12 protein-coding genes are annotated in these 10,587 nt (G+C 46.1%); 7 read left to right on the top strand and 5 right to left on the bottom strand.

All coding sequences use genetic code 11. The features are described 5' to 3' along the window. Positions 1-9: 9 nt before the first annotated feature. On the top strand, positions 10-1,212 hold the full coding sequence (locus AOB49_RS01930) for a M20 aminoacylase family protein (RefSeq protein WP_062307235.1): 1,203 nt from the start codon (positions 10-12) through the stop codon (positions 1,210-1,212). 3 nt (positions 1,213-1,215) lie between these two features. Here AOB49_RS01930 and AOB49_RS01925 read toward each other — a convergent pair whose 3' ends face one another. The 3 genes from AOB49_RS01925 to apaG form a co-directional block, all read right to left on the bottom strand. Continuing rightward, complete coding sequence (locus AOB49_RS01925) at positions 1,216-1,992, bottom strand: enoyl-CoA hydratase (RefSeq protein WP_062307233.1); 777 nt, start codon at positions 1,990-1,992, stop codon at positions 1,216-1,218. A 24-nt stretch (positions 1,993-2,016) separates the two neighbouring features. Next, complete coding sequence (gene mltA / locus AOB49_RS01920; RefSeq protein ID WP_062307230.1) at positions 2,017-3,165, bottom strand: murein transglycosylase A; 1,149 nt, start codon at positions 3,163-3,165, stop codon at positions 2,017-2,019. 125 nt (positions 3,166-3,290) lie between these two features. Continuing rightward, the gene (gene apaG, locus AOB49_RS01915; protein ID WP_062307228.1) at positions 3,291-3,665 is read right to left on the bottom strand and encodes a Co2+/Mg2+ efflux protein ApaG; all 375 of its coding nucleotides are present in this window, start codon (positions 3,663-3,665) and stop codon (positions 3,291-3,293) included. A gap of 49 nt (positions 3,666-3,714) precedes the next feature. On the opposite strand from apaG, the gene rpe reads away from it, so the two are divergent. The 5 genes from rpe to trpC are packed head-to-tail and all read left to right on the top strand — an operon-like array spanning position 3,715 to position 8,357. Next, positions 3,715-4,440 (top strand): ribulose-phosphate 3-epimerase, encoded by a 726-nt coding sequence (gene rpe, locus AOB49_RS01910; protein WP_062307225.1) that lies wholly within the window; start codon positions 3,715-3,717, stop codon positions 4,438-4,440. Continuing rightward, positions 4,440-5,945, top strand: coding sequence for an anthranilate synthase component I (trpE, locus tag AOB49_RS01905; RefSeq protein ID WP_062307222.1), 1,506 nt, complete (start codon positions 4,440-4,442; stop codon positions 5,943-5,945). The genes rpe and trpE overlap by 1 nt, the downstream gene beginning before the upstream one ends. Beyond that, positions 5,929-6,495: an anthranilate synthase component II gene (locus AOB49_RS01900; RefSeq protein WP_062307219.1), complete on the top strand. Its 567-nt coding sequence runs from the start codon at positions 5,929-5,931 to the stop codon at positions 6,493-6,495. The genes trpE and AOB49_RS01900 overlap by 17 nt, the downstream gene beginning before the upstream one ends. A 23-nt stretch (positions 6,496-6,518) precedes the next feature. Continuing rightward, complete coding sequence (gene trpD / locus AOB49_RS01895; RefSeq protein ID WP_062307217.1) at positions 6,519-7,541, top strand: anthranilate phosphoribosyltransferase; 1,023 nt, start codon at positions 6,519-6,521, stop codon at positions 7,539-7,541. Positions 7,542-7,553: 12 nt separating this feature from the next. Next, positions 7,554-8,357: an indole-3-glycerol phosphate synthase TrpC gene (gene trpC, locus AOB49_RS01890; protein WP_062307214.1), complete on the top strand. Its 804-nt coding sequence runs from the start codon at positions 7,554-7,556 to the stop codon at positions 8,355-8,357. Here trpC and AOB49_RS01885 read toward each other — a convergent pair. Beyond that, complete coding sequence (locus AOB49_RS01885; RefSeq protein ID WP_062307211.1) at positions 8,354-8,908, bottom strand: hypothetical protein; 555 nt, start codon at positions 8,906-8,908, stop codon at positions 8,354-8,356. The two genes, trpC and AOB49_RS01885, sit on opposite strands and share 4 nt — an antisense overlap. Before the next feature lie 115 nt (positions 8,909-9,023). Between AOB49_RS01885 and AOB49_RS01880 the strand changes: the two genes are divergently transcribed. Further along, positions 9,024-9,368: a hypothetical protein gene (locus tag AOB49_RS01880; protein WP_245640583.1), complete on the top strand. Its 345-nt coding sequence runs from the start codon at positions 9,024-9,026 to the stop codon at positions 9,366-9,368. Positions 9,369-9,454: 86 nt separating this feature from the next. On the opposite strand, the gene ychF is transcribed toward AOB49_RS01880, so the two are convergent. Beyond that, positions 9,455-10,549, bottom strand: coding sequence for a redox-regulated ATPase YchF (ychF, locus tag AOB49_RS01875; RefSeq protein ID WP_062307206.1), 1,095 nt, complete (start codon positions 10,547-10,549; stop codon positions 9,455-9,457). Positions 10,550-10,587 lie beyond the last annotated feature (38 nt).

Raw genomic sequence — 10,587 nt, 5'->3', positions numbered from 1 at the left:
GATGAAGTTATGCGATTACTCCCAGAAATCATCGACTCCGCATCAACCATCCAAGAAATTCGACGCAATATTCATGCGCATCCTGAATTACGTTTTGAAGAAAACCGCACTTCCGATCTTGTGGCTGAGGCGCTCTCTAGCTGGGGCATCACGGTTTATCGAGGGCTAGGAAAAACGGGTGTAGTGGGCAAGCTTGATGGCGATCTAGGCCCTGGAAAGATGGTTGGGCTACGCGCAGATATGGATGCATTGCCCATGCAAGAACACAATACCTTTGAGCACGCCTCAAAGAATCCCGGGAAGATGCATGCCTGCGGCCATGATGGTCATACAGCAATGTTATTGGGTGCGGCTCAATATCTTTCCAATCATCGTGATTTCAAAGGTTCCGTCATTTTTATTTTTCAGCCTGCGGAAGAAGGTGGTGCTGGCGCGCAAGAGATGATCAATGACGGTCTCTTCAAACAATTCCCCTGTGATGCTGTTTTTGGTTTACACAACTGGCCAGGGTTTGCAGAAGGTCATTTTGGCGTTACCTCAGGCCCAATGATGGCCTCAAGCAATACTTTTGAAATTACGATTCGTGGGAAAGGTGGACATGCCGCCCTGCCGCACAATAGTGCTGACCCCGTACTTGCGGGTGCGCAAGTCGTGCAAGCCCTGCAAAGCATAATCACTCGAAATAAACGTCCTGTGGATGCAGCAGTTTTATCAGTCACACAATTTCATGCAGGCGAAACAAGCAATGTCATTCCGGATAGCGCTTTTATTGGTGGGACGGTTCGCACTTTCACTATTGAAGTTCTTGATTTAATCGAGCAGCGCTTAAGAGAAATTTCTCATAATGTTTCATGCGCATTTGACTGCCAGGCTGAAGTGAGCTTCTCTAGAAACTATCCACCACTGATTAATCATGAAAATGAAGTGGAGTTTGCCAGCAAGGTGATGTGCGAGTTAGTAGGCGAGCAAAACGTCAATACGTGTGTTGACCCAACCATGGGCGCCGAAGATTTCGCCTTTATGTTGCTTGAAAAACCTGGTTGCTATGTTTTCCTAGGAAACGGTGATGGCGATCACCGCGCAGCAGGACATGGGATGGGCCCATGCCATCTTCACAATCCCTCCTATGACTTCAATGACGCATTGATTCCAGTGGGAGTGAACTATTGGGTGAAATTAGCTCAACGCTATTTAGAACAAGCTCCAGCCTAACTTTTAAGAGTTAGTAAATTTAGCTGGGCGTTTTTCCATAAACGCAGCCATACCCTCTTTTTGATCGTCGGTCGCAAAACAGGCATGGAACAAGCGACGCTCAAAATGAATACCTTCTGAGAGTGTTGTTTCATAGGCTGTATTAATCGCCTCCTTAACCATCATTGCTGTAAGTAAGGGCATATCGGCAATCGTTTTTGCAATCGCTTTGACTTCCCTCAATAAATCCGCTTGAGGGAAAATACGAGCGACCAATCCAGCGCGCTCTGCTTCGGCTGCATCCATCATGCGACCGGTCAATGCAAGATCCATTGCCTTGGCTTTAGAGACAGCGCGTGGCAAACGTTGCGTACCCCCGGCGCCAGGAATAATTCCGAGCTTAACTTCAGGCTGTGCAAACTTAGCACTATCTGCAGCCATAATCGTGTCACACATCATCGCCAATTCACATCCACCACCAAGCGCATAACCTGACACCGCTGCAATGACTGGTTTACGGACTTTTTTCATTTCTTCCCAATTACGGGTAATGAAGTCTCCGCGATAAACATCATGAAATCCATACTTTGCCATTGTGGCAATATCAGCCCCAGCTGCAAACGCTTTTTCACTTCCAGTAACGATGATGCAACCAATATTGTCATCAGCATCAAAGCCCAATAAGGCCGCTCCTAACTCATCCATTAACTCATCATTTAAAGCATTTAGTACTTGTGGGCGATTTAAGGTAATCACGGCAACCTTGCCATCTACCTCAGTCAAAATGGTGTTGTAAGTCATCGATACCTTTCAAATATTATTGAATCAGCGCGGCAACAATAGCCACATCCTGCCATCCTGCTTCATGCGCCCCGCCAACTCTCCAGCGGAATCTCCCGAACCCCAATAGTAATCTGCCCTCACGCCACCGACAATGGCTTTACCAGTATCCTGAGCCATCACTAGCTTTTGTAAAGCTTGACTACTTAGTGGTTTGGTTGTGCTTAAAAATACTGGCGCCCCCAATGGCAGAGCTTTTAAATCAATTGCGATACTGCGCTCGGCAGTCAAAGGCACACCTAAGGCACCATTCGGCCCAAGATCAGCGCTAACATTACCCGGCAATTCTTTGAAAAATACAAATCGAGGGTTTGCGTTGAGCATTTCCTCTACTCGCCCAGGGTTACGTCTTGCCCAAGCAGAAATCCCCTGCATGGTTGCCTCGCTACGAGTAATTTCTTTACGGTCGAGCAACCACTGAGCGAATGACTTAAATGGCTGATCGTTAGTTCCGGCATAGCCTAAACGTAAAACACGTCCATCCTCAAGACGGATCTTTCCAGAACCTTGAATTTGCATAAAGGCGGCGGCTACAGGATCTTGTACCCAGGCAATCTCAGACCCCTTTAAGACCCCAGAACTCATCAATTCTGCACGCGCTGGTGCTGGATTTGGTTTAGCCCCCTTCCACGCGCTGGGAAGGCCATACAAAGGCACTGTATAAGTTGCGGTGCGACTTTGAGAGCCGTTCATTACGGGCTCATAATACCCAGTGATTAAGCCAGTCTCGCTACTTGAGGCGGTATTTCGAACCTCATAAACCAGGAAGTTTGCCTCAAAATATTGACGAATAGCCTGACCATCCCGCGCAGAGACACTTCCAGCTTGCGCGCAAACTTGACGCCAATTAATCTCACTGCTGCGTTTACGCAATGCTTCGCAGCTTTTTAGCCATGCTGGCCAGGCCTGCGTGAGGTTGTCCTCTTGCCACCCTGGTAAATTTTCCCAAGAAGCCGATTTAAAACTGGCAATTGGTGAGCTATATGAAGCAGGAGCACTGCCACTGGCACGATAGCCAGCTCGAGTTGAGGGTGTGGAGCATCCTGCGATTAAGCTGGCAAGCCCTAAACCGAATACACTAAGAAAGGCAATTCGTATAGCAGGGTTGCTCATTACTTTGGATTTTGAAATCATGATCGCCAATTTACTCGATGAATACCCAATGATCTTGTTTGCCGTAGAAGGAGGGATTGCGCTCGCACTCCTCCTTTTTATTGTCCTTTGGACTGGTAAGGGCAAAAAGTAGAGTCTATTGCCGTTTAATGCAAGGTTCTAGGCATTACCAGGGCAAACTCAGGTATTGGGGCCTGGAAAAACTGCGCATCCTCAGTTACGCAAAAATACTCTCCTCGCATGGTGCCGGCTGGCGTCGGTAAAGTTGCCCAACTGGTGTACTCAAACTGCTCACCAGCCCTCAACAGGGGCTGCTGGCCGACCACCCCTAAGCCACGCACCTCTTGAACATCATTATTCCCATCCGTAATAAACCAATGGCGGGCAATAAGCTGAATACCAGCCGTCCCAGAATTTCTGATGGTGATCGTATAGGCAAAGGCAAATTGTCGATTATCAGGGTCAGACTGCTCAGGCAAATACTGGGTTTTGACCGTAATACTAATTTCGTGTGGATTCATGCTCGAATTCTGCTCCATCCTAGAGCCAACTGCAAGCTAGAATCTAGGGATGGATAGCCAGAAATCACCCTCGAATAGCCAGTTTGTCATCGCCCCCTCCATTTTGTCGGCCGACTTTGCCTGTCTTGGCAAAGAAGTGCAAGATGTTCTTAGCGCGGGTGCAGACTGGATTCACTTTGATGTGATGGACAATCATTACGTCCCCAACCTGACAATTGGCCCGCTAGTGTGTGAGGCAATTCGTCCACACGCTGTCAAAAATGGTAAGCCTGCCATGATTGATGTGCACCTGATGGTTGAGCCAGTCGATCGCCTGATTCCAGATTTTGCAAAAGCTGGAGCAAATTTAATTAGCTTTCATCCAGAGGCAAGTCCGCATGTCAATAGAACCATCAATCTGATTCGCGACCAAGGATGTGAAGCGGGTCTCGTTTTAAATCCTGCAACTCCCTTAGACCACTTAGATCACACCCTGGAGTTGCTTGATCTTGTTTTGCTGATGTCGGTGAACCCGGGGTTTGGTGGTCAATCATTTATTCCCAGCACTCTCAATAAGATTGCTCAAGTTCGAGCACGCTTAGATCGTCATCAAGAAGAAACTGGACGCCATATTCGTTTAGAAGTTGATGGTGGAATTAAGGTTGACAACATTGCGCAGATTGCTAAAGCTGGCGCAGATACATTTGTTGCAGGCTCGGCTATCTTTGGAAAAGAAAATTACGCACAAGTGATTGAGGCAATGCGGATTGAGCTGGCAAGTATAGGGAAGAATTAATGCAGCACGAAGAATTTCTTACCCTAGCAAGCCAGGGCTTTAATCGAATTCCTTTGGTAAAGGAAGTATTGGCCGATCTAGAGACGCCTCTTTCACTTTACGCAAAACTGACTCAGGCTTTTGGCCAAAAAAATACCTATCTTCTCGAGTCAGTCTTAGGCGGGGAACGTTTTGGCCGCTTCTCTTTTATTGGTTTACCTGCAAAGACTGTGATCAGAACGGTCGGCACGCCAAATAAACCACTAACAGAAGTACTTCTTGATGGCAAGGTGATTGAAACCAATCATGACAATCCATTGGATTTTGTAGATGCCTTCTTCAAGCGCTTTAAAGTCGCAGTCCAGCCAGGGCTACCGCGCTTCTGTGGCGGCCTTGCGGGCTACTTCGGATATGACACGGTTCGTTATATTGAATCTCGTTTAGCCAAACATCATCTTCCAGATGAGTTGGGCGTACCTGATATTCAATTAATGTTGACCGAAGAGTTGGCCGTAATTGATAACGTGGCAGGCCGAATCTATTTAATTGTCTATGCAGACCCAAGCATTGCGGATAGTTTTGAGAAAGGCCAGGCTCGATTAAAAGAATTGCTTTCCTGCCTGAGCAGGCCCGTCAGCATGCCGGCATCATTGCCAAGCACAAAAACAGAATTGATCCGCAAATTCAAAGCAGAAGATTTTGAAAATGCCGTTCTCAAAACTAAAGAATATATTTTGGCTGGTGACTGCATGCAGGTGGTCATCGGTCAACGAATCAGCAAACCGTATACAGACTCTCCACTTGCTCTTTATAGAGCATTGCGCTCACTTAACCCTTCTCCCTATATGTACTTCTATGACTTTGGCGACCTACAAGTAGTTGGATCTTCGCCAGAGATCTTGGTACGACAAGAGAAGCGAGAATCTCAAAAAATTGTGACTATTCGTCCACTGGCTGGCACGCGCCCTCGCGGCGCAACACCTGAAGAAGACGAGCGTCTCGCTAGAGAATTACTTGCCGACCCAAAAGAGATTGCAGAGCATGTAATGTTGATTGATCTTGCTCGCAATGACGTCGGACGCATCGCCAAAACAGGTTCAGTCAAAGTGACAGACTCAATGTCTATCGAAAAATACTCTCATGTACAACATATCGTGAGCTCTGTCGAAGGTGAATTACTCGACAATATGAGCAATATGGATGTTTTACGAGCAACCTTCCCAGCCGGCACTTTATCCGGCGCCCCAAAAATTCGGGCAATGGAAATTATTGATGAGATGGAAATTGTGAAGCGCGGTGTTTATGGCGGCGCAGTCGGTTACCTTTCTTTCTCCGGCGATATGGATGTAGCAATTGCCATTCGAACTGGCGTGATCCGCAACGGAATGCTGCATTCCCAAGCTGGAGCGGGTGTAGTAGCAGACTCTGATCCTACAGCCGAATGGAAAGAAACTGAGGCCAAGGCTCGTGCAGTATTAATGGCGGCTGATTTAGTGCAAGGAGGGCTCGATGCTCCTCATGATTGATAACTATGATTCATTTACCTACAACCTTGTGCAATATTTTGCCGAACTTGGGGAAGAGGTAAAAGTATTTCGCAATGACGAAATTTCCGTGGATGAGATTGCCAAAATCAATCCTGAGCGTATTTGTATTTCACCTGGCCCATGTAGTCCAGCGGAAGCAGGCATTTCTGTAGAAACCATTAAACATTATGCGGGACATATTCCAATTTTGGGTGTATGCCTTGGTCATCAAGCCATCGGCGAGGCTTTTGGCGGAAAAATTATTCGCGCCCAAAAAGTGATGCATGGTAAGACTGATGATATTCACCATACCGGTGTGGGTGTTTTTAAGAACCTGCCAAACCCATTTAAAGTAACGCGCTATCACTCTCTAGCTATCGAAAAAAGTAGCCTACCTGCCGCACTTGAAATTACTGCCACATCATCCGACGGTGAAATCATGGGCGTTCGTCATCGCGAGCTTGCGGTAGAGGGCGTTCAGTTCCATCCAGAATCAATTTTGTCTGAACATGGTCACGCACTACTGAAGAATTTTTTACAAGCCAAATAAGCAAAAAATATATTTCAAACTCTATGCCAATTACTCCTCAGCAAGCATTACAACGTTGCATTGAACATCGCGAACTGTTTCACGATGAAATGACGGCAATGATGCGTCTCATCATGAGCGGCGAAATGCCACCAGCGCTAGTAGCTGGGCTATTAGTTGCGCTTCGCACCAAAAAAGAAACTGTTGGGGAAATTGCTGCCGCAGCTCAAGTCATGCGCGAATTTGCCACCCCAGTTCATGTCGAAGATAGAGCAAATTTAGTTGACGTTGTAGGAACTGGTGGGGACGGAGCTCATACTTTTAATATCTCCACCGCTGCGATGTTTGTTGCAGCAGCAGCAGGTGCAAAAATTGCCAAGCATGGTAACCGCAGTGTGAGCAGCAAATCTGGCAGCGCAGATATATTGGAGTCGCTTGGAGTAAAACTCACGCTTTCTCCAGAACAAGTTGCCCAATGCATTTCCAAAGTGGGTGCTGGCTTTATGTTCGCTCCCAACCACCATCCCGCGATGAAAAATGTGGTTCCGATTCGCAGAGACCTTGGTGTCAGAACAATTTTCAATATCCTTGGACCACTCACCAATCCAGCTGATGCCAAGCGCATTCTGATGGGCGTGTTTCATGCAGACTTAGTTGGCATTCAGGCTCGAGTCTTGCAAGCCATGGGAATGGACCATGCCCTAGTGGTTTATGGGCGAGACGGTTTGGATGAGATCTCTTTAGAAGGTCCGACCTTGATAGGCGAGCTTAAAGAAGGCACTGTTCGTGAATATGAAATTCACCCTCAAGACTTTGGTCTCAGCACCGCGCCAACCAGCAGCTTCAAAGTGGCGAATGCTGAAGAATCCAAAACCATTGTGCTTGATGTGCTAAACAAAAAATCTGGGGCAGCAAGCGATATCGTTTGCCTCAATGCAGGCGCCGTGCTGTATGTAGCCAATATTGCGCCAAGCATTGCCAGTGGCATTCAAATGGCAAAAGCAGCAATTTCATCTGGCGCCGCTCTCCATAAGCTGGAGCAATTTGTAGCAACTACCCAACAATAACTAAAAATACTCATGAGTGATATCCTCGACAAAATTGTTGCTGTAAAAAAAATTGAGGTGGCGGCAGACTCCAAAAAAGTTTCTCTTGCTAACCATCGTGAGCAGGCCCAAGAGAATAATCGAAGCTCATTATTGAAGCCAAGAGGTTTCATTCAAGCCATTAAGAAAAAGATCGCATTAGGCAAAGCCGGTGTGATTACTGAAATTAAAAAAGCCAGTCCAAGCAAGGGCATCTTGCGCGAAAATTTTCAACCAGCCGAGATCGCTCAATCCTATGAGAAAAATGGAGCGGCATGCTTATCCGTTCTGACCGATAAGGATTTTTTTCAAGGGGCAAATAGCTACCTACAGGCCGCTCGCTCTGCATGCGCTTTACCAGTATTACGCAAAGACTTCACAATCGATCCTTATCAAATTTATGAAGCTAGGGCAATTGGCGCTGATGCAATTTTATTAATTGTGGCTTGCTTAGATTTAAACCAAATGAAAGAGCTGGAAATATGTGCTCATGAGCTGGGTTTAGATGTTCTAGTGGAGGTTCATAATGCGCCAGAGTTAGAACAAGCGCTAGAGTTGAGTACCCCATTGCTAGGCATCAATAATCGTAATCTCAAAACTTTTGATGTCACACTACAAACTACGCTGTCACTACTATCCATGGTTCCATCAGAAAAAACTCTAGTCACAGAGTCTGGCATCATGACTCGCGCAGATGTGCAGTTGATGAGAGATCACAACGTCAATGCATTTTTAGTAGGCGAAGCATTTATGCGCGCGCCCGATCCAGGACTCGCACTTGGTGAGTTATTTAATTAAGCAGCTCTGGAATGTCTGAGCAAGTCTAGGCCGTACTTAATTAAAGCAACAAGCAGGACTGTGCCAAATACATCGCCAATGAACATTACCAGTAGATAATTCAAGCTTCCGGATTCATCAAGCCCTCGCACTGCAAACCACCACTGATGCAATCCCGCGCTCAATAGAGCATAAATTAAGGTGCAAGCCACCAACTTGGGCAAACTTAAATCACTTAAGTCTGGGTCAATCTTAATGTTTGCTAGAACAAATATTCTCGCCAAATAGGGGGCAAAACCAGAGATGAGCCCCACACCTAAGCATGTCGTAATATCGTGAGGAAAGTCGCCTAAATAGCTAATTAAGAATGAGCTTAGGGCGATACCGAGAGCGCCAGGCAGACCAAAAATGAGGGTTAAAAATAACCTCAATCCTGCAGGCAAATAGATCCAATTGACCCCCAAGCCATAGACCAAATGACTAGTCAGCCATTCATTTGCATAGAATAGGACGGTATAAGCCAAGAGGCTTAATAAAAATCCTATAATCCATTCTTGACCCTTTCTAACCATTCTTCAAGTATGGTTGATTTTAAAAATACATACAAGTTGCATACAAGATTTATGGGGCTACAATGGTGTTAACCCTTAGGCTAATAAATATTCTTTTAAGCATCACAAAATGTCTATGACTAAATCATCTAGCTACATTCGTTTTTTAAATTTAATTGACGTTCTGGACCGCATCAATCCAGGGAAAAAACTCGACTCTATTGAAGAGAGCTTGCTCGATAAAATTGTTTTAAGCTTTCATGCAAAGCAATCTATCTTGGTTGGCGATCTTATTTCGATGTCTGAGCTTGGTTCTCAAGCCACCCTTCATGGTCGCCTAAAAAACCTCAGTGCAATGGGCTTTATTAAAATGGCAGCTAATGAAGATGGTCGCAAGAAAGAAGTTGTTCCCAGCAAAATCGCGCTAAAACGATACGATGAAATCTCTAAATGCTTGGAAAAGGCTGTCAAAGCCAGCTAAGAATTAAGTTTTGCCCAATCTTGGGTGGCTTAAAACAAAAAAGTCCTTAGCTGATACTAGGGACTTTTTTGTTTTATGAGTTCGAGTTAGACGTTAAATAAGAAGTTCAAGACGTCTCCATCCTTCACTACGTACTCCTTGCCTTCCGCACGCATTTTTCCGGCCTCTTTTGCACCAGATTCACCCTTGTATTGAATAAAGTCTTCAAAAGCAATGGTTTGTGCACGAATAAACCCGCGCTCAAAATCAGTATGAATCACCCCGGCAGCTTGTGGAGCGGTGTCACCCTTATGGATAGTCCATGCCCTGACTTCTTTCACGCCAGCTGTAAAGTAAGTTTGAAGGCCAAGTAAATCGTAACCCGCTCGAATTACACGATCCAAACCAGGCTCCTCCATACCGAGATCAGCCAAAAACTCAATCTTATCGGCCTCGTCTAGATCGGCAATCTCTGCCTCAATTGCTGCGCATACAGCAACTACTGGGGCACCCTCTTTTGCCGCATGCTGTTTTACAGCATCCAAATGTGGATTATTCGTAAAACCATCTTCCTTCACGTTTGCTACGTACATCGCAGGCTTAGCAGTAATGAGGCAAAGTGGTTTTAATAAGACATGTTCCTCAGGACTTAAATCCAGACTTCGTACTGGCTGAGCAGAATCTAAATGCGCCTGAACTTTTGTGAGCACAGCGACAAGAGCGGCAGCCTCCTTGTCGTTACCAGACTTGGCAGCTTTACTAGAGCGATTCAGAGTCTTTTCAACCGTTGCCAAGTCCGATAAAGCCAGCTCTGTATCAATCACACCAATATCAGCTATTGGATCAATCTTCCCGGCAACGTGAATCACATTAGGATCCTCAAAACAGCGCACCACATGGGTAATCGCATCCGTTTCTCGAATATTGGCTAAAAATTGATTCCCTAAACCCTCTCCTTTAGAGGCTCCGGCGACAAGGCCGGCGATATCCACAAACTCCACTGCGGCGGGAAGTATGCGCTCAGGCTTCACTATCTCAGCCAAAGCGGCAAGACGAGGGTCAGGAACCTCAACTACACCTACATTGGGCTCAATCGTGCAGAAAGGGTAATTTTCCGCCGCGATTCCAGCTTTGGTAAGCGCGTTAAAAAGGGTAGATTTGCCGACGTTAGGCAGGCCGACGATGCCACATTTCAAAGACATGTTCGTATTGTAAAGGGGCTGGTTTCGATATCATCGAG

This window comes from Polynucleobacter sinensis (assembly GCF_001595985.1).
GTDB lineage: Bacteria > Pseudomonadota > Gammaproteobacteria > Burkholderiales > Burkholderiaceae > Polynucleobacter > Polynucleobacter sinensis.
The sequence above is the reverse complement of the archived record's forward strand: the minus strand, read 5'-3'. Positions and strand labels throughout refer to the sequence as shown.

Coding starts and splice junctions, on each gene's coding strand:
- AOB49_RS01925 (WP_062307233.1), bottom strand. CDS start 1,992: ATGACTTACAACACCATTTTGACTGAGGTAGATGGCAAGGTTGCCGTG.
- mltA (WP_062307230.1), bottom strand. CDS start 3,165: ATGATTTCAAAATCCAAAGTAATGAGCAACCCTGCTATACGAATTGCC.
- trpE (WP_062307222.1), top strand. CDS start 4,440: ATGCAGCACGAAGAATTTCTTACCCTAGCAAGCCAGGGCTTTAATCGA.
- trpD (WP_062307217.1), top strand. CDS start 6,519: ATGCCAATTACTCCTCAGCAAGCATTACAACGTTGCATTGAACATCGC.
- AOB49_RS01885 (WP_062307211.1), bottom strand. CDS start 8,908: ATGGTTAGAAAGGGTCAAGAATGGATTATAGGATTTTTATTAAGCCTC.
- rpe (WP_062307225.1), top strand. CDS start 3,715: ATGGATAGCCAGAAATCACCCTCGAATAGCCAGTTTGTCATCGCCCCC.
- AOB49_RS01900 (WP_062307219.1), top strand. CDS start 5,929: ATGCTCCTCATGATTGATAACTATGATTCATTTACCTACAACCTTGTG.
- apaG (WP_062307228.1), bottom strand. CDS start 3,665: ATGAATCCACACGAAATTAGTATTACGGTCAAAACCCAGTATTTGCCT.
- ychF (WP_062307206.1), bottom strand. CDS start 10,549: ATGTCTTTGAAATGTGGCATCGTCGGCCTGCCTAACGTCGGCAAATCT.
- AOB49_RS01880 (WP_245640583.1), top strand. CDS start 9,024: ATGACTAAATCATCTAGCTACATTCGTTTTTTAAATTTAATTGACGTT.
- AOB49_RS01930 (WP_062307235.1), top strand. CDS start 10: ATGCGATTACTCCCAGAAATCATCGACTCCGCATCAACCATCCAAGAA.
- trpC (WP_062307214.1), top strand. CDS start 7,554: ATGAGTGATATCCTCGACAAAATTGTTGCTGTAAAAAAAATTGAGGTG.